Origin of the sequence: Saccharopolyspora sp. NPDC049426, from assembly GCF_040676935.1 — a bacterium.
In the GTDB taxonomy this organism is placed as follows: Bacteria; Actinomycetota; Actinomycetes; order Mycobacteriales; family Pseudonocardiaceae; genus Saccharopolyspora.
In genome coordinates, this window is sequence record NZ_JBFAPZ010000017.1 from 58,549 (window position 1) to 80,519 (window position 21,971).

Annotated in this window: 21 protein-coding genes; 13 read left to right on the forward strand and 8 right to left on the reverse strand. The window is 71.1% G+C overall.

Features of this window, described 5'->3' with window-relative positions; genetic code table 11:
• Nucleotides 1-3: 3 nt before the first annotated feature.
• Together AB0J78_RS29170 and AB0J78_RS29175 are read right to left on the reverse strand one after the other, a co-directional pair.
• Nucleotides 4-1,470, reverse strand: coding sequence for a dihydroorotase family protein (locus AB0J78_RS29170; RefSeq protein WP_363794523.1), 1,467 nt, complete (start codon nt 1,468-1,470; stop codon nt 4-6).
• Nucleotides 1,467-2,858, reverse strand: coding sequence for an FAD-binding protein (locus AB0J78_RS29175; protein WP_363794525.1), 1,392 nt, complete (start codon nt 2,856-2,858; stop codon nt 1,467-1,469). The genes AB0J78_RS29170 and AB0J78_RS29175 overlap by 4 nt, the downstream gene beginning before the upstream one ends.
• Nucleotides 2,859-3,050: 192 nt before the next feature.
• Between AB0J78_RS29175 and AB0J78_RS29180 the strand changes: the two genes are divergently transcribed.
• The 5 genes from AB0J78_RS29180 to AB0J78_RS29200 are packed head-to-tail and all read left to right on the forward strand — an operon-like array spanning nt 3,051 to nt 8,146.
• The gene (locus AB0J78_RS29180; RefSeq protein ID WP_363794527.1) at nt 3,051-3,854 is read left to right on the forward strand and encodes an IclR family transcriptional regulator; all 804 of its coding nucleotides are present in this window, start codon (nt 3,051-3,053) and stop codon (nt 3,852-3,854) included.
• Entirely contained in the window at nt 3,851-5,047 is a 1,197-nt protein-coding gene (locus AB0J78_RS29185) for a CoA transferase (protein ID WP_363794529.1), read from the forward strand. Before AB0J78_RS29180 ends, AB0J78_RS29185 begins: the two co-directional genes overlap by 4 nt.
• The gene (locus AB0J78_RS29190) at nt 5,044-5,922 is read left to right on the forward strand and encodes a CoA ester lyase (protein ID WP_363794531.1); all 879 of its coding nucleotides are present in this window, start codon (nt 5,044-5,046) and stop codon (nt 5,920-5,922) included. Before AB0J78_RS29185 ends, AB0J78_RS29190 begins: the two co-directional genes overlap by 4 nt.
• Entirely contained in the window at nt 5,919-6,746 is an 828-nt protein-coding gene (locus tag AB0J78_RS29195) for a cyclase family protein (RefSeq protein WP_363794533.1), read from the forward strand. Before AB0J78_RS29190 ends, AB0J78_RS29195 begins: the two co-directional genes overlap by 4 nt.
• The gene (locus AB0J78_RS29200; protein WP_363794535.1) at nt 6,743-8,146 is read left to right on the forward strand and encodes an MmgE/PrpD family protein; all 1,404 of its coding nucleotides are present in this window, start codon (nt 6,743-6,745) and stop codon (nt 8,144-8,146) included. Before AB0J78_RS29195 ends, AB0J78_RS29200 begins: the two co-directional genes overlap by 4 nt.
• A 161-nt stretch (nt 8,147-8,307) precedes the next feature.
• On the opposite strand, the gene AB0J78_RS29205 is transcribed toward AB0J78_RS29200, so the two are convergent.
• Nucleotides 8,308-8,925, reverse strand: a complete 618-nt coding sequence (locus AB0J78_RS29205) for a disulfide bond formation protein DsbA (protein ID WP_363794537.1) — start codon at nt 8,923-8,925, stop codon at nt 8,308-8,310.
• Nucleotides 8,926-9,143: 218 nt separating this feature from the next.
• Here AB0J78_RS29205 and pepN point away from each other — a divergent pair, with 218 nt between their 5' ends.
• Entirely contained in the window at nt 9,144-11,717 is a 2,574-nt protein-coding gene (gene pepN, locus AB0J78_RS29210) for an aminopeptidase N (RefSeq protein ID WP_363794539.1), read from the forward strand.
• A gap of 142 nt (nt 11,718-11,859) precedes the next feature.
• On the opposite strand, the gene AB0J78_RS29215 is transcribed toward pepN, so the two are convergent.
• Complete coding sequence (locus tag AB0J78_RS29215) at nt 11,860-12,354, reverse strand: DUF5130 family protein (protein ID WP_363794541.1); 495 nt, start codon at nt 12,352-12,354, stop codon at nt 11,860-11,862.
• Nucleotides 12,341-12,598, reverse strand: a complete 258-nt coding sequence (locus tag AB0J78_RS29220) for a hypothetical protein (RefSeq protein WP_363794543.1) — start codon at nt 12,596-12,598, stop codon at nt 12,341-12,343. The genes AB0J78_RS29215 and AB0J78_RS29220 overlap by 14 nt, the downstream gene beginning before the upstream one ends.
• A gap of 398 nt (nt 12,599-12,996) precedes the next feature.
• On the opposite strand from AB0J78_RS29220, the gene AB0J78_RS29225 reads away from it, so the two are divergent.
• On the forward strand, nt 12,997-13,497 hold the full coding sequence (locus AB0J78_RS29225; protein WP_363794545.1) for a hypothetical protein: 501 nt from the start codon (nt 12,997-12,999) through the stop codon (nt 13,495-13,497).
• Nucleotides 13,498-13,530: 33 nt separating this feature from the next.
• Here AB0J78_RS29225 and AB0J78_RS29230 read toward each other — a convergent pair whose 3' ends face one another.
• Nucleotides 13,531-14,178, reverse strand: a complete 648-nt coding sequence (locus AB0J78_RS29230; protein WP_363794547.1) for an HNH endonuclease — start codon at nt 14,176-14,178, stop codon at nt 13,531-13,533.
• 279 nt (nt 14,179-14,457) lie between these two features.
• Here AB0J78_RS29230 and AB0J78_RS29235 point away from each other — a divergent pair, with 279 nt between their 5' ends.
• The 6 genes from AB0J78_RS29235 to AB0J78_RS29260 all read left to right on the forward strand — a co-directional run bounded on the left by AB0J78_RS29235 (nt 14,458) and on the right by AB0J78_RS29260 (nt 20,700).
• A complete protein-coding gene (locus AB0J78_RS29235; protein ID WP_363794549.1) occupies nt 14,458-16,566 on the forward strand; it encodes a prolyl oligopeptidase family serine peptidase in 2,109 nt (702 codons plus the stop codon).
• Nucleotides 16,567-16,703: 137 nt separating this feature from the next.
• Complete coding sequence (locus AB0J78_RS29240; RefSeq protein ID WP_363794551.1) at nt 16,704-17,687, forward strand: mechanosensitive ion channel family protein; 984 nt, start codon at nt 16,704-16,706, stop codon at nt 17,685-17,687.
• Nucleotides 17,688-17,828: 141 nt separating this feature from the next.
• Complete coding sequence (locus tag AB0J78_RS29245; protein ID WP_145743535.1) at nt 17,829-18,212, forward strand: globin; 384 nt, start codon at nt 17,829-17,831, stop codon at nt 18,210-18,212.
• Nucleotides 18,203-19,309, forward strand: a complete 1,107-nt coding sequence (locus AB0J78_RS29250; RefSeq protein WP_363794554.1) for a DUF3459 domain-containing protein — start codon at nt 18,203-18,205, stop codon at nt 19,307-19,309. The genes AB0J78_RS29245 and AB0J78_RS29250 overlap by 10 nt, the downstream gene beginning before the upstream one ends.
• A gap of 164 nt (nt 19,310-19,473) precedes the next feature.
• A complete protein-coding gene (locus AB0J78_RS29255; protein ID WP_363794556.1) occupies nt 19,474-19,791 on the forward strand; it encodes a heparan-alpha-glucosaminide N-acetyltransferase domain-containing protein in 318 nt (105 codons plus the stop codon).
• A 15-nt stretch (nt 19,792-19,806) separates the two neighbouring features.
• The gene (locus tag AB0J78_RS29260; protein ID WP_363794558.1) at nt 19,807-20,700 is read left to right on the forward strand and encodes a hypothetical protein; all 894 of its coding nucleotides are present in this window, start codon (nt 19,807-19,809) and stop codon (nt 20,698-20,700) included.
• 176 nt (nt 20,701-20,876) lie between these two features.
• Here AB0J78_RS29260 and AB0J78_RS29265 read toward each other — a convergent pair whose 3' ends face one another.
• Together AB0J78_RS29265 and AB0J78_RS29270 are read right to left on the reverse strand one after the other, a co-directional pair.
• Nucleotides 20,877-21,518: a hypothetical protein gene (locus tag AB0J78_RS29265; RefSeq protein WP_363794560.1), complete on the reverse strand. Its 642-nt coding sequence runs from the start codon at nt 21,516-21,518 to the stop codon at nt 20,877-20,879.
• Nucleotides 21,511-21,936, reverse strand: a complete 426-nt coding sequence (locus tag AB0J78_RS29270) for a thioesterase family protein (protein WP_363794562.1) — start codon at nt 21,934-21,936, stop codon at nt 21,511-21,513. Before AB0J78_RS29270 ends, AB0J78_RS29265 begins: the two co-directional genes overlap by 8 nt.
• Between the last annotated feature and the right edge of the window lie 35 nt (nt 21,937-21,971).

Here is a 21,971-nt window from a genome sequence, read left to right on the forward strand (position 1 = left end):
ACGTCAGCGGCCCGTCGGGCGGTGCAGGTAGCTGCCCCGCGGCTCGCCGAGGACCTCGCCGCCGTCGAAGATCCGCTGTCCCCGCAGGAACGTGGTCTCGACGGTCGAGCCGATCTCCAGTCCGCGGAAGGGCGTGTACTCCTGGGTGGATTCGGAGTCCGCCGGGTCCACCACGAAGGAGCGGTCCGGGTTCACCAGCGCGATGTCGGCGTCGAAGCCCGGGGCGATGTCGCCCTTGGTGGGCAGGCCGAGCCGCCGGGCGGGGTTGGTCGACACGAGCTCGGCGACGGTCGACATCGACAGCCCGCGCTTGCGGCCCTCGCCGACGAGACCGGGCAGCAGGTACTCGGTTCCGCCGAAGCCGGACTTCGCCGCGAACACGTCGTCGTGGTCCTCGCCGAACTTCTTCTCCTCGCGGCAGCAGGCGTGGTCGGACACGACCCAGCTGACGTCACCGGCGAGGAGGTGCTCCCACAGCTTCTCGACGTCGGCCCTCGGGCGCAGCGGCGGGTTGACCTTGCCGCCGACCCCGTCGGCCGTGGTCACGTCGGCGAGCAGGTGCCCGATGGTGACCTCGCGGCGGAAGTCGACGTGCGGGAAGGTCTTGGCCATGAGCATCGCGGCCTCCATCGCCTTGCCCGACGACAGGTGCAGCAGGTTGATGGTCGGCAGACCCGTCTCGTGCGCGAGGTAGGAGGCGATGGTCACCGCCAAGCCCTCCGAGTGCGGCGGGCGCGAGGCGCTGTAGGCCTCCAGCCCGGACAGCTCCCCATCCTCCTCGACCAGCCGCGTGTAGGCGGTCATGATCTCGGCGGTCTCGCAGTGCAGGGACAGCGAGATCTGGTCGGCGATGTCCGGGTTCGCCTCGCGAGCGGCCTGGATGCCGCGCATGACGAACTCGAAGTGGGCGATGTCGTAGCGCTCGCCCTCGGGGATCATCAGGAAGTCGCTCTGGTCGGTGGAGCGGCCGTGCAGCCCGTGGCTCCCGTAGAACATGAAGATCTTGAACGAGGTCACGCCATGGTCGCGGACCAGCGCGGGGATCTCGTCGATGTGCGAGGCCTGCATGGGCGCGAGGTGGAAGGCGTAGTCCACGTAGGACCGTCCCTCGGCGGCGGCCAGCACCTCGGGGAACACCTCCGAGTACGGGCCGCCGCGGTTGAGGTAGTACTGCCCGGTGCGCATGTAGGTCAGCGAGGTCGTCACACCGCCCTGCGCGCACGCGCGGCTCTCGGTGGCCGTGTCGTCGGACAGCGGGTTGTAGATGCCCCAGTGCTGGTGGGCGTCCACGACGCCGGGGAACGCGAGCCGGCCGCGCCCCTCGTGCACCTCGGTGCCTTCCGGAACGGCCAGCCCGGGGCCGACCTCGGAGACGACGCCGCCGGTGACCGCGATGTCGGCGGCGACGGGCTCCCCGCCGCCGGGACGGACGACGCGCACGTCGCGGATGATCAGGTCGGGCTTGGTCATCTGGCACCTTCCGCAGTGAGGGATCGAGTGGTGGAGACCGACCGGGCGAGGTGCCCGGCGGCGAGGTAGCCGAGGCCCAGCGCGGGCAGCAGGCCGTTGCCGGCCAGGTAGCCGGCCGCGCCGTGGCCGGAGATGCCGGCGGCGGCACCGCCGGATGCGTACAGCCCAGGAATCGGCTCCCCAGCGGTGTCGAGAACGCGCGCGTGCTCGTCGACGAGCAACCCGCCCTGCGTGTGGAACAGGGCCGGGATGATCTCCACGGCTCGCAGCGGCGCTCGCAGCGGCGTGGCGGTGGTGCGGCCGAACCGGTCGGCCTGCTCCCCCGCCGCGACCCGGGCCAAGGCGTCGAGCTCGGATACCAGCGGCTCCGCCGGTACCCCGATCAGCGCCGCCAGCTCGGGCACCGAGTCCGCGCTGCGCACCGCGCCCGCGGCGAGGACGTCCTGGTAGTCGCCGAAGGACCGGCACAGGCCGTCGATGCGCTCGTCGAACACCAGCCACCCGCGCCCGCCAGGACGGGCCGCGAGCGCGGCGGCGTATTCGGAGTAGCCGGTGGTCTCGTCGCCGAAGCGCCGTCCGCCGGTGTCGACGACCGCACCGCCGTGCATCACCGCGGTCCAGGTCACGAGGGTCTGCGCGGACGCCGAGAGGGCGGCGTGCCCCTGGTAGGCGTCCAGGAATCCGGTGGCCGCGCCGAGCTCACCGCCGATCCGCAGTGCGTCACCGCGCGAGTGCTCGCCGCCGTGGTAGTGCGCACCGGCGATCTCGGGCAGGTGCGTCGCGACGAGCGCGGCGTCGGCGCCGTAGCCGTTGGTGGCCAGCAGCACCGCGCGGGTGCTGATCTCCTCGCGCCCGCCGTCCGGGGTTTCGACGACGGCGATCCTGCCGCTGCCGCCTCCCTCGACCGCGGTCAGCCGGGCGGGGACCATCAGGTCGATCCGCTCGCTGCGGTCGACGGCCTCCAGCAGGTGGCGCAGCAGGGACGAGCCGTGCCTGCCGGGCAGGCTGTGCACCCTGCGCGCGGAGTGCCCGGGGTAGGCGAAGTCGGTGGGCAGCTCGATCGGCATCCCGACGTGGTCGGCGAGCCATTCGACGAGTTCGGCGCCGACGTGGGCCAGCGCCGAGGCGATCCGCGCGTCGGCGGTCCCGCCGGTCTTGCGCTCGACGTCGGCGACGAAGCGCTCCGGCGAGTCGTCGATGCCCGCCGCGGCCTGGAAGCGCGATCCGGGCCCGGGAATCATCGCGGTGGACATCGACGTGTTGTTGCCGCGGCGGAAGTTCGGGTCGGAGTCCACCACGAGCACGTCGAGACCGAGTTCGGCGGCCCGGATCGCGGCGGTCAGCCCGCCACCGGCACCCGCGACCACCAGGTCCACGTCGAACGTCATCGTTCCTCCTCATCCCAGCCAGACACGAGCGTTTCGCTAAGCGGAACACCGCGCCGACCGTTCGGTGAGGTCGATAACACCAGGTGGCCTGGATAAGTGCAATACTTGCGATGTAAATTCCTTGACACTCGCAGCAGCGACCCACAATCTTGTTCCGTCTAGCGGTACATGCATCAGCACGAGGAGGATCGCGTGTCGGAGTCGAGCGGCGGGACCGGAGCCACCGAGCGGGTGGCGGACGTCCTGCTGTTGTTCACCTACGGGCCTCCCACCCTCGGCGTGAGCCGGGTGTCCCGGGAGCTGGGCCTGTCCAAGGCGGTCGTGCACCGCATCCTGCAGTCTCTGACCAGCCGGAACCTCATCGCCTACGACCCGGAGAGCCGCGAGTACCGGCTCGGGCCCGCGGCGGCGGCGCTGGGCAGCCGGGCGCTGCGCGACTCCGACCTGCGAGCGGCGGCCCTGCCGTTCCTGGCCGAGCTGCGCGACCGCCTGCACGAGACGGTCACGATCAGCGCGAAGGTGCACGGGGGCCGCGTCTACCTCGACCAGGTCGTGGGCAACCACGAGATCACCATGTCGGTGGAGCTCGGCAGGCGATTCCCGCTGCACGCGGGCTCGTCCGGCAAGTGCATGCTCGCCCACTCCGACCCCGACGAGGTCGACCGGCTGCTGGCCGGCGAGCTCACCGCGCTCACCCCCGCCACCCCGACCGATCCGGACGCGCTGCGGGCCGAGCTCGACCGGATCCGCGAGCGCGGCTACGCGGCCTCCGCCGGTGAGCGCCAGGGCGACGCCGGTTCGGTCGCCGTGCCCGTGTTCGGGCCCGGCGGGCTGGTCGGCGCGGTCTCGGTGTGCGGACCGCGATTCCGGGTCACCGCGGAGTTCGTCTCCGCCACCGCGCCCGAACTGATCGAGACCGCCGACCGGATCACCGCTCGCCTCGGCGGCACCGCACCCGCGCGCGCCGTCCCCACCCCCACCGGAAGGACACGATGAGCCACGACCACCCGGCTGCGCTGGGGGGCCTGAAGGTCCTCGACGCCTCCACCCTGTTCGCGGGCCCGCTGGCCGCCACCCTGCTCGGCGACCACGGGGCCGAGGTGATCAAGATCGAGCACCCGCGCGGCGACCCGGCCCGCACCCACGGCGCGCAGAAGGACGGCGTCGGGCTCTGGTGGAAGATGCTGGCCCGCAACAAGCGAGCGATCACGCTGGTGCTGTCCACTCCGCGCGGGCGGGAGCTGTTCCTCGACCTCGCCGCCGACGCCGACGTGGTGATCGAGAACTTCCGGCCCGGAACGCTGGAGCGCTGGGGGCTCGGCTGGGAGGAGCTGTCGGCCCGCAACCCGCGGCTGGTGCTGGCGCGGGTGACGGGCTTCGGGCAGACCGGGCCGTACTCGAGCCGCCCCGGCTTCGGGACTCTCGCCGAGGCGATGAGCGGGTTCGCCGCCATGACCGGCGATCCCGACGGCCCGCCCACCCTGCCGCCGTTCGGGCTCGCCGACGGCGTCGCCGCGTTGACCACGGCGTTCGGCATCATGACCGCGCTGCGCGCCCGCGAGACCACCGGCCGCGGGCAGGTCCTCGACACCGCGATCATCGAACCGCTGCTGCACCTGCTCGGACCGGGGCTGATCGCCTACGACCAGCTCGGGATCCTGCAGCCGCGCACCGGCAACCGCTCCACCAACAACGCCCCGCGCAACACCTACCAGTGCGCCGACGGCCAGTGGGTGGCCGTGTCCACCAGCGCCCACTCCATCGCCGAACGCGTGATGCGGCTGGTCGGAGCACCCGAGCTGATCGACGAACCGTGGTTCGCCAGCGGCGCGAGCCGGGCGGAGCACGTCGAGGAACTCGACGCGGCCGTCGGGTCCTGGATCGCCGCCCGGGACCGGGACGAGGTCGTCGAGGCCTTCGAGAAGGCAGAAGCGGCGGTGGCGCCGATCTACACCGCCGCCGACGTGCTCGCCGACCCGCACTTCAACGCCCTGGGCAGCATCGTGACCATCGACGACGACGAGCTCGGCCCTGTCCGCTTCCAGAACACACCGTTCCGGCTGTCGGACACCCCCGGATCGGTCCGCACCACTGGCCCGAAGCTGGGCGCGCACACCGCCGAGGTCCTGGCCGGGCTCGGCGTCGACGCCGAGGAACTGGAACAGCTGCGCGCCCAGGGGGTGCTGTGACCACCATCGGCCTGGCCAGGAGCTGGCTCTACGTCCCCGGGCACCGCCCGGAGCTCGTCGCCAAGGCGCTCGCGGGACCGGCCGACGCGGTCGTCGTGGACCTGGAGGACTCGGTACCGCCCGCGCAGAAGCAGCGGGCGAGGGACACGGCCGTGGAGACCTGCCGTTCCCGGCCGGAGCAGGTCTGGGTCCGCGTCAACGGCGCGGGCACCGACTGGTCCGACGACGACGCCTCGGCGCTGACCGGCAGCGGCGCCGCGGGTCTGCGGGTCCCCAAGGCCGAGGACCCGGCGGCCGTCGCGGCGCTGGCCGAGCGGACCGGCCTCCCGCTGCACCTGCTGATCGAGAGCGCGCGGGGGCTGCGCGAGGCGTTCGACCTGGCCGAATGCCACCCGCTGGTCGCCGGTGCCTCCCCCGGTGAGACGGATCTGGCCGCCGACCTGCGGATCCGCGACCGCCGCGAGCTGTCGTGGGCCCGCGCCCGCATCGTCGCCGCGAACCGCGCGGCCGGGCTGCCCAGCCCGATCGCCAGCGTCTGGACCGACCTGTCCGACCGCACCGGGCTCGCCGAGGACAGCACCGCGTTGCGCGACGCGGGGTTCTTCGGCCGCTCGGTGATCCACCCGGGGCAGATCGACCCGGTGCACCACGCCTTCACCCCGGACCGCGACGAGGTCGAGCGGGCCCGCGCTCTGCTCGACGCGCTCGACGTCGCGGGTGACTCCGCGGCGTGGGTCGACGACCGCGGTCGCTTCGTCGACCCGGCCGTCGTCGCCGGTGCCCGCTGGGTGACCGAGCTCGCCGACGCGCTCGGCGACTCCCCGCACGATCACGACGAACCGGCCGGTGCACGGCCGGGAAGGAGCAACTCGTGACCACCACCTCCGCAGGCCCCGACCTGCTCGACGCCGTCCGCGCCGGGACCCGGGTGATCGAGCTCGGACACCCCCTCTACACCGGGATGGCGGGCTCGCCGAACCACCCCGGGTTCCGGATGACGCTGGAACGCCGCCACGGCGACGCGGTCCGCCCGGACGGCGGCTCGGCGTCCAACGAGGTCATCGTCACCGGTGGGCACACCGGCACCCACGTCGACGCGCTGGCCCACGTCAGCCACGACGGGCTGCTGCACGGCGGGGTCGACGCCGCCGAGGCCCAGCGCGGGGGCAAGCACACCGTGCACGGCGCGGAGACCATCCCGCCGATGGTCACCCGGGGCGTGTTCCTCGACGTCGCCGCCGCGCACGGGGTGGACGTCCTCGAACCCGGTTACGGCGTGACCGCCGACGACCTGGAGCAGGCCGTGGAACGAGCCGGAGCGGAGCCCGGCCCCGGCGACATCGCCGTGGTGCGCACCGGCTGGGGCCGCCTGTTCGGCGACCCGCAGGCCTACGTCGGCAAGGAGACCGGCGTTCCCGGCATGACCGTGGACGGCGCGAACTGGCTGGCCGAGCGGCGGATCGTCGCGACCGGCTCCGACACCACCGCCTACGAGCAGATCCCGGCCGGAGCCGGTCACCGGGTGCTCCCGGTGCACCGCGTGCTGCTGGTCGACAGCGGCATCCACATCGTCGAGCACATGGCGTGCGAAGACGCCTCCGAAGCCGGTCTCGGCGAGTTCCTCGCCGTGTTCGCCCCGCTGCGGATCGTCGGCGCCACCGGAGCCCCGGTGCGCCCGCTGGCGGTGGTTCCGGCATGAGCACCCCCGCGCAGCGGATCGGCGAGGTCGGCGCGAAGTTGATCGCCGACGGCGTCGACGACCGGCTGGCCGACGACCTGGTCCGGCGGATCGTGGACGTCGTCGGCAACTCCCTCGCCGCCACTCGCGAGGAACCGGCTCGCATCGCGGGCGCGGTCGCCACCGAGTGGGGCGGCGCGCCGCAGGCGACCGGAATCGGCCTGGCGCAACGACTTCCAGCCCCCTCGGCGGCACTGGTCAACGGCACGCTGGCGCACAGCCTGGACTTCGACGACACGCACCTGCCCTCCGTGCTGCACCCCTCGGCGGCCGTCGTCCCGGCGGCGCTGGCCACCGCCGAGCGCACCGGCGCAGGCGGGAAGGCACTGCTGGCAGCGGCCGCGATGGGCATCGAGGTGACCTGCCGGCTGGGCATGGCCGGCTACGACGAGGAGCTGGGCAACTCGGTGTTCTTCGAGCACGGCCAGCACGCGACCGCGATCTGCGGCGCCGTGGGCGCGGCCGTCGCCTCGGGGATGCTGCAGGGACTCGACGCCGAGCAGCTGACCTCGGTCATCGGCATCGCCGCGAGCATGGGCGCCGGGGTCATCGAGGCCAACCGCACCGGCGGCACGATCAAGCGGGTGCACTGCGGCTGGGCCGCGCACGCGGGCGTGGCCGCCGCCGACCTGGCTCGGCACGGCCTGACCGGGCCACCGACGGTCGTGGAGGGCCGCTTCGGCTTCCTGCGCGCGTTCTGCGGTGAGCGGACGCACCCCGAGCGGGTCACCGACGGTCTCGGCGAGCAGTGGGAGACGCCCGGGGTGTTCTTCAAGCCCTACCCGTGCAACCACTTCACGCACGCGGGCGTGGACGCGGCGCTGCGGCTGCGCGAGCGCGGGGTGACCGCCGACCAGGTCCGCGAGCTGGTGCTCGGGGTTCCCGCCCCCGTGCTGCGCACGATCGCCGAGCCCGCCGAGGAGAAGCGGCGGCCCCGCTCCGGGTACCACGCGGCGTTCTCCGGGCCCTACACCGTGGCGGCGGCGCTGCTCGGTGGCGGCGGGCTGGGGGTGTTCCACGAGGACTTCACCGACGCCGCCGCGGCCGATCCCGCGCGGCTGGACCTCGCCGGGCGGGTGCGGGTCGTCGCCGACGAGGAGGCGACCGCCGGCTTCCCGCGCCAGTTCCCGGCGGTGCTCACCGCCGAGCTCACCGACGGCACCGTGGTGACCGAGCGCGTCCGGGAGAACCGGGGCGGGCCGCAGCGACCGCTGTCGGCCGACGAGCTCGCCGCCAAGTTCACCGGCAACGCCGGGCGGGCGGTGGGAGCGGACCGCGCCGCCGAGATCGTCGCGTCGTTGTGGGACCTGCGCGACGACCGCCCGGTCGCCGAGGTCATGTCCGGCTTGCAGCGGACCTGAGCCGTCCCGGGGGCCGAAGCCGTCTCCCGGCGGCTTCGGCCTCTGTGGACGGTCATGAACCGTGATGATCGGGAAAAACTGACCGCGAGGTATCACCGCAGGTCAAAGCGCCCTTTCGGGAAAATTCTGGGAACAGTCGGAATTTTCCCGAAAGTGGAGGATCAGTAGTCGAACTGCGGGTTTTCGGTGCGGCTGCGCTTGAGCTCGAAGAAGTACGGGTAGCTGGCCATCGCGACCGCGCCGTCGAAGATCTTCGCGGCTTCCTCGCCCTTGGGAACGCGGGTGATCACCGGCCCGAAGAAGGCGACGCCGTCGACGTGCAGGGTGGGCGTGCCCACCTCGTCACCGACCGGGTCCATGCCCGCGTGGTGGCTGGCGCGCAGCTCGTCGTCGTACTCGGTGCTGGTGGCGGCCTCGGCGAGCTCGGCGGGCAGGCCGACCTCGGCCAGGGCGCCCTCGATGGCCTCGGTGAAGTCCTTGATCCCCTGGTCGTGGATCCGGGTGCCCAAGGCCGTGTACAGCGGAGCGAGGACCTCGTCGCCGTGGTGCTTGGCCGCGGCGATGCAGACGCGCACCGGTCCCCAGCCCCGCTCCATCAGGTCGAGGTACTGCTCGGGCAGGTCACGCCCCTCGTTGAGCACCGACAGGCTCATGACCCGGAAGTTCAGGTCGATGTCGCGAACCTTGTCGACCTCCAGGATCCAGCGCGAGGAAACCCAGGCGAACGGGCACAGCGGGTCGAAGTAGAAGTCCACCCGTGGGCGGGCAGCGGTGGTCATCCGTGCCTCCATCAGTCGAAATCGTCCAGGTGCCTGCGCGCGGCACCACGTCTAGGAGTAGTAACCCCGGTACGGCCGTTTGTCTTCCCGATCAGGCCGACACGCCGATGATCGCGGAGGTGCCTGCCCGGCAGCGCGCGTCCGCCCGGACGTGATTTGATGCCTGCGCCGGGCAGCAACCGGCCATGATCCATCCCCTACGAACTACGAGGTGATCCGTGGCACCGCCGAACCTCACCCGCGAACAGGCCGAGCAGCGCGCCGCGCTGCTGGAGGTCCAGTCCTATGTGATCGAACTGGACCTCTCCGCCGGCGCGGGCGGTGTGGAAGTGGAGACCTTCGGCTCCACGACCACGGTTCGCTTCCGCAGCAACCAGACCGGCGCCGACACCTGGATCGACCTGGTGGCCGACAAGGTGCACGGCGCGGTGCTCAACGGTGTCGAGCTCGACGTCTCCGACTACGACGAGTCCACCGGAATCCGCCTGCCGGGCCTGGCCGCCGAGAACGAACTCGTGGTGCGCGCCGACTGCGCCTACACCAACACCGGCGAAGGTCTGCACCGCTTCATCGACCCGGTCGACGGCGCGGTCTACCTCTACAGCCAGTTCGAAACCGCCGATGCGAAGCGGATGTTCACCTGCTTCGACCAGCCCGACCTGAAGGCGACCTACCAGATCACGGTGGACGCCCCCGGCGACTGGAAGGTCATCTCCAACGCCGCCGGCCAGGTCACCGAGACCGGTGCGGGCAAGCGCCACACCTTCGACACCACCCGGCCGATGTCCACCTACCTGGTGGCGCTGGTCGCCGGTCCCTACGCCGAGTGGCGCGACACCTTCCCCGGCGAGGACGGGCAGGAGGCGATCCCGCTGGGGATCTACTGCCGCGCCTCGCTGGCCGAACACCTCGACGCCGAGCGCCTGTTCACCGAGACCAAGCAGGGATTCGGCTTCTACCACAAGGCTTTCGGAGTCCCCTACCCGTTCGGCAAGTACGACCAGTGCTTCGTGCCGGAGTTCAACGCGGGCGCGATGGAGAACGCCGGCTGCGTGACCTTCCTCGAGGACTACGTCTTCCGGTCGAAGGTCACCGGCTACCTCTACGAGCGCCGCGCCGAGACCGTGCTGCACGAGATGGCGCACATGTGGTTCGGCGACCTGGTCACCATGCGCTGGTGGAACGACCTGTGGCTCAACGAGTCCTTCGCGACCTGGGCCAGCGTCCTCGCGCAGGTCGGCGCGACCGAGTACGACGCCGCCTGGACGACCTTCGCCAGCGTCGAGAAGTCCTGGGCCTACCGCCAGGACCAGCTACCCTCCACCCACCCGGTGGCCGCCGACATCCCGGACCTGCAGGCCGTGGAGGTCAACTTCGACGGCATCACCTACGCCAAGGGCGCCTCGGTGCTCAAGCAGCTGGTGGCCTACGTCGGTCTGGACAACTTCCTGGCCGGGCTGCGGGTCTACTTCGACCGGCACGCCTGGGGCAACGCCACCCTCGACGACCTGCTCAAGGCGCTGGAAGGGGCGTCCGGCCGGGACCTGTCCTGGTGGAGCGCGCAGTGGCTGGAGACCACCGGCCTGAACATGCTGCGCCCGCGCTTCAGCACCGACGACGAGGGCCGGTTCACCCAGTTCTCGGTGGTGCAGAACGGCGCCCGGCCCGGTGCCGGTGAGATGCGCACGCACCGCCTGGCGATCGGCGTCTACGACGACGAGGGCGGCAAGCTGGTGCGCGAGCACCGCGTCGAGCTCGACGTCACCGGCGAGGTCACCGAGGTCCCGGACCTGGTCGGCGTGCACCGCGGGAAGCTCGTGCTGGTCAACGACGACGACCTGACCTACTGCTCGCTGCGCTTCGACCCCGAGTCGCTGGCCACCCTGGTGGACCGGATCGGCGACATCGACGAGTCGCTGCCGCGCGCGCTGTGCTGGTCGACGGCGTGGGAGATGACCCGCGAGGCCGAGCTGAAGGCCCGCGACTTCGTGACCCTGGTGCTGGGCGCCTCGGCGGAGGGCGGCATCGGCGCGGAGAGCCAGATCGGCGTGGTCCAGCGGGTCCTGCTGCAGACGCAGACCGCGCTGAACTCCTACGTCGACCCGTCGTGGCAGGCCGAGGGCTGGCGGCGGTTCAGCTCGCGGCTGTTCGAGCTGGCCCGCGCGGCCGAGCCGGGCTCGGACCACCAGCTGGCGTTCGTCAACTCGCTGGCCGGTTCGGTGCTGTCCGACGAGCAGGTCGCCGAGTTGCGCGGCTGGCTCGACGGTTCCGCTCCGCTGCGGGGCCTGACGGTCGACACCGACCTGCGCTGGGCCCTGCTGCAGGCCCTGGTCGCGCACGGCGCGGCCGGTGAGGCGGAGATCGACGCGGAGCTGGAGTCCGACCAGACCGCGACCGGACGCCGCCGCGCCGAGCGGGCCCGCGCCTTGATCCCCACCGCGGGTTCGAAGGAGAAGGCGTGGCAGCGCGCGGTGCACGACGACCAGCTGCCGAACGCGGTCAGCGACTCGATCATCGCCGGGTTCCAGCACCCCGCCCAGCGCGAGCTGCTGGCGCCGTACGTGCAGCGGTACTTCGAGTCGATCGACGAGGTCTGGCAGCGCCGCTCCAGCGAGCGGGCTCAGCCGACGGTGATCGGGCTGTTCCCGTCCTGGGCGGTCACCGACGAGACCGTCACCGCCGCCGACCAGTGGTTGGCCGGTGAGCGCCCGGCCGCGCTGCGCCGGCTGGTCTCCGAGGGCCGCGCGGGCATCGTCCGCGCCCTCGCGGCCCGGGAGTTCGACCGCTCGTAACTCCTGATCTCACGACGAAGCCGCCCCGGTCCAGATGGACCGGGGCGGCTTCGTCGTGAGATCCGCGAGAGGCGTGGCCACGAGCTGTGCGGCCACCCTCGCAACCCGCACCCGCCAGGCGGAGCGGGCGCAGGCGCTGTGATCAGTGGTCGGGCTTCTTGAAGGAGGTGCCCGCCGCGTCGGAGAGCATGCGGACGGCGCTGACGAGTCCGTCGATGAGCTCGTCCTCCTTGAAGGAGGCGACCATGCTCATCGCTGCCAGCTGGCAGGTGCGGTCCGGGATGCGGCGGTGGGCCTCTTCCCCGGTCACGATCTCGAACTTGCGCTGCCCCGGCGACACCGCGATCAGCACGCCCTCGGACGCCTGCGCGCCGAGGTTGGCGTGCAGCTCCTCGGCCTGCTTGCGGGTGTCCTCACCGAGGTCACCGAGGTAGACGGCGAACTCCAGCCCGGTGCTGCGACTGGCCACCGCCATCGCCTCGTCGAGCCGGGCGAGCTCACCGGCGCTGAAGGGAAGTCGCGGACGCTCGGGCTCGACGCGTCGCGCCACGGACACGCGGCCGGTCGGCATGCGCGCCTCACCTGTGCCGAGTTCGTCGGCATCCGCAGTCCGACCCACGATCTCACCAGTTGCCACGTGCGCCTCCCCGAGCCGTGACGGGCCGTGCGTCGTCCGGCACGACCTCTCCTTCGCCGTCCGCCGACACCGCGGTGTTCACGCCCTGCGGGTTGGCGGACCAGAACACCGGGGCGAAGTCCCAGTCCTGCCCGGCGCCGTAGCGCACGCGGGACAGCTTGGGCCACATCGCGATGAGCACGATCACGCCATAGATGGCCGCTGGGACCACCGCCAGGTACAGCACACTCTCCACGACAGTCACGCCCAGTACGGTAGCCGATGACCAAGGTTTCGTGCGCGCGTCCTCGCGGGCGCCTCGGCCACGAGCCGCGCCCGGCGCGGTGATCACCCGGCATTTCGCCCGAAGCGGCGGGCTCGCTCGCGTCGCCCGCGAAGCCGGTTTTCACGATCATCGAGGCGCTCAGCGCCCCGGATTTTCACCTGCTGCCCGATATTAGGGCTAACGTGTGACTCAAATCACCCTCTATAACTCGTTCGGGGCAATATTTGCGGCCGAACGGAGTCGGACCGGAAGGGGGCAATGCGGGGCAGGTTGGCGGCTTGTTCTGAGCGGTTTCTGATCATAGCTTTTCACCTGTATGGGTCTTGCATATTTGATCACATGCGCTCAAACCACCCTATGTATGCGGGAGGCACACAATGTCGATCATCGAAGCCGCCACTCAGACCAACGAACTCACCCTTCCGATGAGCGGCCGGCCACTCGCTGATCACGGAGTGCGCATCAGCAACAACCGCCGCGACGGAGTCCGTATCAGCGGGCTCGACGACGGTGTCCGCATCAGCGGCAAGCAGGACGGAGTCCGCATCAGCGGTAAGCAGGACGGAGTCCGGATCAGCGGGCTCGACGACGGTGTGCGGATCAGCGGGCGGCGCGACGGCGTGCGCATCAGCGGCACGCAGGACGGTGTCCGCATCAGCGGTAAGCAGGACGGAGTCCGGATCAGCGGGCTCGACGACGGTGTCCGCATCAGCGGCCGCAGGGACGGTGTCCGCATCAGCGGCAAGCGCGACGGAGTGCGCATCAGTGGGCGGCGCGACGGCGTGCGCATCAGCGGCCTCGACGACGGTGTCCGGATCAGCGGGCGACGCGATGGCGTGCGCATCAGCGGTCGCGCCCGCGGAGTTCGGATCAGCTGATCCTCGTCGCCGCGGACGCGCCCGGTGCGAGGATCACGCCGCCGACTCACCCAGGTACGGCAACCACAGCGGGTCGGTCTCGGACAGGCCCGCCAGCAACCGCCAGTGGCGGCCTCGCGGAGCCTGCGGGGCCACTGGCAGCCGCCAGCCCAGCTCGCTCAGCGTCTTGTCGGCCTTGCGGTGGTTGCACTTGGTGCAGCAGGCGACGCAGTTCTCCCACGTGTGCGGCCCCCCGCGACTGCGCGGGAGAACATGATCTATCGTTTCGGCTCGTGCGCCGCAGTAGACGCACCGGTGGCTGTCCCGGAGCATCAACGCGGCACGGGTCAGCGGAACCCGGCCGCGGTACGGCACGCGCACGAAGTTGCTCAACCTGATCACGGACGGGATCTCGACCTCGGCGCTCGCCGAGTGCAGGGTCATGCCGGCCGAGTCGCCGTGGACCACCTCGGCCTTGCCGCAGACGACCATCACGATGGCTCGGCGCAGCGGGAGCGCGGTGAGGGGTTCGAAGGTCGTGTTGAGCAGCAGGACCCGACGTTTGCGCCACGAGGTGGCGTGACCAGGGGGTCGATCCGCCTGCGGCGGCCCGGAGCCTCGGCTCGTCGGGCACAACGGGGCCCGCGACGCGAGGCCGGTTGCCTTCAGCGCCGGTTGTCGGATCGGTTGTCGGTCTGGCACGCGACCACCTCCACCGGTGTCGGGCAAAGTTCAGCACAGAACCCGGCCCGAACGCACGTGTGATTCGACACGCCACGCCGGTGAGCAAGATACGCCGCCCGTTTTCGCAGGTGAACGCCCCGTGGAGCGATCATCGTAGGCTCCTCTTCCCTATCCGGCACTTCGTCCACCATTGTCGATCAGCCGAGCGGAAAAACGGTTGATCATCTCGGGTGAATCGGCTCCGCACCGCCGCCGGACCCCCTTCCACGCCCCTCCGCGGCACGTATTGTCGCGATCGTGACCGACGTTCGAACCCCCTTGAGCTATCCCGCCACCGCTCGCGAGGACATCGCGGAGACACTGCACGGCCGCGAGGTCGCCGACCCGTACCGGTGGCTGGAGGACGCCTCCTCGCCGAGCACCGAGGCGTGGTCGGCGGCTCAGAACGAGCTCGCCCGCACCTGGCTGGACGCGCTGCCCGGCCGGGAGTCGGTCGCCGAGCGGATGCGGTCGCTGCTGGCGGCGGGTGCCGTGGGCGCTCCGCTGTGGCGCGCGGGACGCGCGTTCTTCACTCGCCGCGAGCCGGGCCAGGAGTTCGGCGTGCTGCACGTGCGCGAGCCCGACGGCACCGAGCGGGTGCTGCTGGACGTCACCGAGCTCGACCCGTCGGGGCTGACGACGCTGGACAGCTGGGTGCCGAGCCTGGAGGGCGACCGGCTAGCCTACCAGATCTCGGTGGGTGGCGACGAGGAGTCGTTGCTGCACGTCATGGACGTGGCCACCGGCGAGCTGGTCGAGGGTCCGATCGACCGCTGCCGCTACTCGACGATCTCCTGGATGCCCGGCGGCGAGGAGTTCTTCTACGTCCGCCGGCTGTCGCCGGAGCTGGTGCCCGAGGGCGAGGAGCAGTTCCACCGCCGCGTGTGGCGGCACCGCGTGGGGACCGATCCCGAGCAGGACGTGCTGGTGCACGGCACGGGCCTGGACCACACCTTCTACTACGGCACGCACGTCTCCCGGGACGGCCACTGGCTGATCATCGAGGGCAGCATGGGCACCGCCCGCCGCGACTCGGTGTGGATCGCGGACCTCTCCGACGGCGCCGAGGCCCCGAGCCTGCGCCAGATCGTGGACACCACGGACGGCTACCGGGTCGGCGCCTGGGTGGAGCGCGACGGCCGGCTGTACGTGATGACCACGAAGGACGCCCCGCGCTGGCGGCTGTGCGTGGCCGACCCCGCGGCCCCGGAGCCGGAGAACTGGACCGAGCTGATCGGCGAGGAGCCCGATTCGGTGCTCGACGCGGTCCGCTACTTCGACGGTGATCAGCCGCGCCTGGTCGTGCTGCGCACCCGGCACGCCGTCTCCGAGCTGACCTTGCACGACCCGGCAACGGGCGAGCGCACCGGTGAGATCGCGCTGCCCGGAACGGGCCAGGTCACCGCCCTGACCACGGTCGACTCGGCCACCGAGCAGCACCACGACCGGTTGTGGATCGGCTGGACCGACTTCGCGACCCCGCCGTGCGTGCACGCCTACGACCGCAGCACCGGCGACGTGGCCCTGGAGACGAGCGCTCCGGGAGCGGTCGAGCTACCCGAGGTGCACACCCGGCAGGTCACCTACCGGTCGGCCGACGGCACCGAGGTGCGGATGTTCGTGCTGGCCCCGGTCGCCGAGCTGGACCGCCCGCGCCCGGTGTTTCTGACCGGCTACGGCGGGTTCTCGCTGTCCCGCGAGCCCGCCTACATGCCCTCGGCGCTGACCTGGGTGGCGGCCGGTGGCGTGTGGGCGCTGCCGTCCCTGCGCGGTGGCGGCGAGGAGGGCGAGGAGTGGCACGTCGCCGGGATGCGCGAGCAGAAGCAGCACACCTTCGACGACTTCCACGCCGCCGCTGAGCACCTCATCGACGAGGGCTGGACGACCTCGGACCAGGTGGCGATCTCGGGCGGTTCCAACGGCGGCCTGCTGGTCGGCGCGGCGCTGACGCAGCGGCCGGAGCTGTACCGAGCCGTGGTGTGCTCGGCTCCGCTGCTGGACATGGTGCGCTACGAGCGGTTCCTGCTCGGCCGGACCTGGAACGACGAGTACGGCACGGCCGATGATCCGGAGGAGCTGGGCTGGCTGCTGTCCTACTCGCCGTACCACAACGTGACCGAGCACACGGCCTACCCGTCGGTGCTGTTCACGGTCTTCGAGTCCGACTCGCGCGTGGACCCCAACCACGCCCGCAAGATGTGCGCGGCGCTGCAGCGCGCGACCAGCTCGGATCCGGGCAAAAGGCCCATTCTGATCCGCCGGGAGACCGAGGTGGGGCACGCCGCCCGTTCGGTGTCACGTACCGTGGGGCTGACGACCGACCAGCTCACCTTCCTCGCGGAGGCAACCGGTCTCGTGTTGGACTGAGCCCCGAACTCGGTTCTGCCCGACCGGTTTTCGATCATCGTGCGCGGCGGGGCGTGCACGACGCTCGGGCCGGTCGGTACCCGACGCCTCACGGCGCGACCCCATGAACGACAGCCCATGGAGAAACCCCCGTACCCATGAATCTGCCGCTTTTATCCCAGCCGCCGACGTGCGACCCGAACGAACGCTGGTGCCAGGCGGTCTTCGACTGGACCCAGAACGCGTGGCTGGCGTCCTACGCAGACCTGCTCATCGCCAAGCCCCTGCAGATCGTGCTGGTGCTGCTCATAGCCTTCGTCGCGCGTTGGCTGCTGCACCGGACGATCAACCGCCTCACCCGCGGCAACGGCAAGCCCCCGAAGCTGCTCTCACCGCTGCGCGAGCGCCGCGGTGACAGCCTCACCTACGAGCTGCTCTCCGAGCGGCGCAGGCAGCGCGCCAAGACCATCGGGTCGGTGCTGAAGTCGCTGACCTCGTTCCTGATCTTCGGCCTGGCCATCATCTACGTCCTGCAGGTGCTGGGCGTGCAGATCGCCCCGGTGCTGGCCTCGGCCGGTGTGCTGGGCGTGGCCGTCGCCTTCGGCGCGCAGAACCTCGTGCGGGACTTCCTGTCCGGCATGTTCATGATGGTCGAGGACCAGTACGGCGTCGGCGACGTCGTCGACCTGGGCGAGGCCAGCGGTTCGGTCGAGGCGGTGGGCCTGCGGGTCACCACGCTGCGCGACATCAACGGCACCGTCTGGTACGTCCGCAACGGCGAGGTCCTGCGCGTGGGCAACTCGTCGCAGGGCTTCGCGGTCGCGGTCGTGGACTTCCCGATCTCGCACAACTCCGACGTGCAGAAGGCCATCGAGGTCGCGGGCAAGGTCGCCACGGAGGCGACGTCCAAGGAGCCGCTGTCCAGCGACGTCCTGGAGTCGCCGGAGATGCTGGGCGTCGACCAGATCACCTCGGACACCGTCACCCTGCGGCTGACGGTGAAGGTCCGCCCCGGCCGCCAGTGGGCGGTCCAGCGCAGGCTCCGGGTGGAGGTCAAGCGGGCCTACGACGACTCGGCCATCGAGCCGCCGTACCCCAACGGCCGTCCGCTGCCCCCCGACACCATCTCCACGACGAACTGACCAGCAGGATCCCCCGCGCCGAACCGATCGGCCGGGGGATCCGCATCTGTTCGAGGCCAGCGGTTCCCGCCGCGCGGCAGCGACGGATCGCGTCCGACCGACCACTGAAACCGGCGAAACACCACCTGAGAGGATGGAAGTGTGACTTCCGTGGAGAGTTTCTACGAGCAGGTCGGCGGCGAAGCCACCTTCCACCAGATCGTCGCCCGCTTCTACGAAGAGGTGGCCAAGGACGAGCTGCTGCGCCCGCTCTACCCCGAGGAAGACCTCGGGCCCGCCGAGGAGCGGCTGCGACTGTTCCTGATGCAGTACTGGGGCGGCCCCCACACCTACTCCGACCAGCGCGGACACCCCCGCCTGCGGATGAGGCACGCACCGTTCAAGATCGGTCCGGCCGAGCGCGACGCCTGGCTGCGCTGCATGCGCATCGCCGTGGACGAGGCCAAGTTGAAGCCCGAACACCGCGACCAGCTCTGGCAGTACCTGGAGATGGCCGCCAACAGCATGATCAACTCGTGGTTCTGACCGGCGGACCCGATCGAGGAGCGAAGGACCTGGTGATGCAGCAGGTGGGCACGCAGGATTACCTCGGTGAGCGACCGTGGTGGTTCGACGCGGTGTGCTACCAGATCGACGTCGGCGCGTTCGCCGACGCCGATGGTGACGGGGTCGGCGACCTCGACGGGCTTCGCGGCAGGCTCGGTTACCTGGAGCTGCTGGGCGTGGACGTGATCGTGCTGGCGGGCATGGCCGGTTCGGATCCGGCCTCCCCCGCCCTGGCCCGCTTGCTGGGCGAGGCGCGCGGCAACGGGTTGCGGGTGCTGCTGGCGATCGACGTCGATCCCTCGCGCACCGACCCCGGTCCGGTGCTGCGCCCGTGGCTGGACAACGGGATCGACGGCTTCCACCTGGCGCCGCGCAACGACCCGGCGGACGCGGTCGGCGCGGTGCTCGCCGACTACCCGGACCGGATCGTGATCGGCAGCGGAACCGGCAACTGGCAGCTGCTGTTCGGGCTGGGCCTGGCGGTGGCGGGGTTCTCCGCGGGTCCGGTGCGCGAGGCGATCACGTCGGTGCTGGACTCCCGCGGCCCACGTCCCGCGTGGGCGATGGCCAGCCGGGACAGCACGCGCATCCGCGACCACGCGGCGTTGACGCCGGTGCGCGCGATGGCGCTGGTGCAGCTGGCGCTGCCGGGAGCGGTGTGCCTGCGGCACGGCGAGGAGCTGGGTCTGCCGGGGACCGAGCGGATCCGGATGCCCTGGGAGGGCCTGATGCGGCCCTTCGGGTTCTCGGAGGCGCGGGCCGACTGGTCGTCGATCCCGCACGACTGGGTCCACTTCACCGTCGAGGCGCAGTTGGAGGACGAGGAGTCCACGCTGTCGCTGTACCGGCACGCTTTGGAGATGCGGGCGACGCACCCGGCGTTCACCGGGGACGACGTGGAGTGGTTCGGCGCCCCGGAGGACTGCTTCGCGTTCCGCCGCGTCGGCAGCAGCCTGATCTGCGCGTTGAACACCTCGGCCGAACCCGTTCCGCTGCCGCCCGGGGAGGTGCTGCTGAGCTCTCGGCCGTTGGTCGCGGGTGAGTTGCCGCCGGGCAGCGCGGCCTGGCTGGTGTGAGCGGGACCTCGCCAACGCGGGCAGGTTCCAGGGGGCGTCGAAGCGGTCGGTAGATTTCCGCTCAACGTCCCCGACCTCACCCGGATGTCATGACTGCTGTTGCGCCCGAACGGACTTCACCTCGGGCGCCGCGAGCTACCGGAAAATCGGGACGCCTCGTCGGCGTGGACGTCGCCCGCTTCGTGGCGGTGTTCGGCATGTTCTGCATCCACTTCGGCGTGCCGTTCGCGGGCGGCTGGCCCGAGGTGTGGCTGGCGCAGTTCTTCTCCGGCCGGTCGACCGCGCTGTTCACGTTCCTGGCCGGGGTGTCGCTGGCTCTGATGACCGGGCGGTCGACGCCGCCGACGGGCCGGGCGCTGCACGACGCGAGCCGGCGGGTGGCGGTGCGCGCGGGCGCGCTGCTGGCGCTCGGCCTGGCGCTGGCCAAGGCGACCGAGGCGACCGGTTTCCTGCTGACCGTGATCATCCCGTTCTACGGCTAGTACTTCCTGCTGGCGGTGCCGTTCCTGCGGCTGCGGGCGCGCGGTTTGATCATCGCGGCATCGGTGAGCGCGGCGCTGGGGCCGCAGCTGTCGTTCGTGCTGCGCGGCTGGAACGCCGCCGACACGCCCATGTCGGGTCTCGTGACGCTGGTCAACAGCGTCGATCCCGGGCACCTGATCGCCGAAGAGGGCATCTTCGACCTGCTGCTGTTCGGGTTCTACCCCGCCGCGTCCTACCTGCCGCTGGTGCTGGCGGGACTGGCTGTCGGGCGGATGGACCTGACCTCGGCGAGGATCCGGCTGCAGGTCGGCCTGGTCGGACTCGTGATGTCGCTGATCGGCTACCAGGTGTCGTTCCAGCTGGTGCCGGTCGGCCCGCCGAGCCCGGTGGAGGGCACGATCCCGGTCGGGCACCCGGAGTGGCTGCTGGCCGCCAACGCGCACAGCGGAACGACTTTCGAGCTGCTGGGGTCGGGCGGGATCGCGCTGGTCATCCTGGCCGTCTGCCTGGAGCTGGCGGACCGGACCGGGCGAGCGCTGACGCCACTGGCCAAGGCCGGTTCGATGGCGCTGACGCTGTACGCGGCGCACGCGCTGGCGCTGGCCTGGCAGATCGTCACCGGTGGCTGGCCGCTGAGCGGCGTCCCGGAGAACCTGGCTCACCTGGCGAGCATGGGTCCGGCGCTGCCGCTGGACGACCCGAACATGCCGTGGTTCCCGCGCGACGGTCAGCAACCGACGGGGCTCGCGGCGTTCGTGAACACCTTCATGCCTGAGGTGTTCCTGGTCTTCACGTTCACCTTCACCTACACCTGGCGCCACTTCTTCCGCCGAGGCCCGCTGGAAGCCCTGGTCAGCGACATCGTCCGCTGGTTCACCACACCCCACCCCACCCGAAAACCGCAGTGATCAGACTCCCGAAACCGGCGGTGGTCACTGCATCCCCCGGAATACCGCAGTAATCGGATCCCCGAAAACCGCAGTAATCGGGGTGCCTCACGGAAAACCGCAGTAATCAGGGTGCCGAATACCGCAGTTTCCGGGGTGATGGACGTTCTCGGGGTGACGGACGTCGTGGGGTGGGGTCAGAGGAGGAGGGGTAGGAGGGCGTGGCGGCGGCGGACCACCGCGCCGAAGCGGGAGTCGAGGCGTAGCCAGGAGTCGGTGGCGCTGACGCGGACGATCTCCTCCTCCGCCGGGGCGTTGACGAGGAACCCCATGCCGGAGAGAACGAACAGGCAGCGCAGCGGGACCTTCACGTCGAGGCCGGAGCCCTGCACGGAGAAGACCTCCTGGTCCAGCAGCGACGCCGGGGGCGTGCCCTTCGGGCCCACGTTCTCCTTGGCGACGTCGATGCCGCGCTCCGCGACCTCGCCGACCAAGCGGGCCGGGAGGTCGTCGACGAGCTTCCAGCCGGTGGGCGGGGGCAGTTCCGAGCGCCACAGGAGGTCCTTGGGCGCGCCGGGATCCATCACGTCGCCGCCGGCGACGGTCAGCGTGGCCAGCAGCTCGTTGCCGGAGATCGTCAGGTCGGCCGGGTCGACCGAGCCCTCCACCGAGCGGGTGGACAGCGCGTCGAACGGGGTGGCCGCCCACACGTCCATGCGGTCGGTTCCGGGGCGGTTGCGCATCCGGACCATGGACTGGCTGTCCAACCGGACGGCGCGGGCGACGAAAGCGCCCAGGTCGTCGCGCTCGACGCGGTCGGGCATGCGGAGCTCAGGCACGGCCTGCCTCCAACTGCTCGGCCCGCCACTCGGACAGGAAACCCCGCTCGGCGGTGGTCAGCCGGCGCGGCCGTCCGGCGCGGAGGTCGTAGGGCACCATCAGGGTCTCGGCGGTGCACACGGCTTCCTGCGCGACCGCGGTGTAGTCGATGACGAACGAGGCCGCCTTGAGCTCCCGCACCGACATCCGGACCTGCAACGACTTGGCCGCGTACATCAGCGGCGCGTGGTAGTCGATGACGACGCGGGCGACCACCATGCCCTCCGCCATGCCCAGCAGGCCCTGCTTCTCCGCTTCGGTGAACAGCAGATCGGCTCGTGCCTCCTCCAGCAACGTGATCGTCCTGGCGTGGTTGACGTGGCCGAACGCGTCCATGTCGGACCAGCGCAGGGCTACCTCGGCTACGTACGCGCCCACTGGGCCTTTCCTCTCTGCCGTGTTCGTGGTGGGTG

Bases quoted from the DNA above. Each gene is read 5' to 3' on its own strand.
- AB0J78_RS29170 (WP_363794523.1), bottom strand. From the start codon at position 1,470: ATGACCAAGCCCGACCTGATCATCCGCGACGTGCGCGTCGTCCGTCCC.
- AB0J78_RS29175 (WP_363794525.1), bottom strand. From the start codon at position 2,858: ATGACGTTCGACGTGGACCTGGTGGTCGCGGGTGCCGGTGGCGGGCTG.
- AB0J78_RS29185 (WP_363794529.1), top strand. From the start codon at position 3,851: ATGAGCCACGACCACCCGGCTGCGCTGGGGGGCCTGAAGGTCCTCGAC.
- AB0J78_RS29200 (WP_363794535.1), top strand. From the start codon at position 6,743: ATGAGCACCCCCGCGCAGCGGATCGGCGAGGTCGGCGCGAAGTTGATC.
- AB0J78_RS29205 (WP_363794537.1), bottom strand. From the start codon at position 8,925: ATGACCACCGCTGCCCGCCCACGGGTGGACTTCTACTTCGACCCGCTG.
- AB0J78_RS29225 (WP_363794545.1), top strand. From the start codon at position 12,997: ATGTCGATCATCGAAGCCGCCACTCAGACCAACGAACTCACCCTTCCG.
- AB0J78_RS29240 (WP_363794551.1), top strand. From the start codon at position 16,704: ATGAATCTGCCGCTTTTATCCCAGCCGCCGACGTGCGACCCGAACGAA.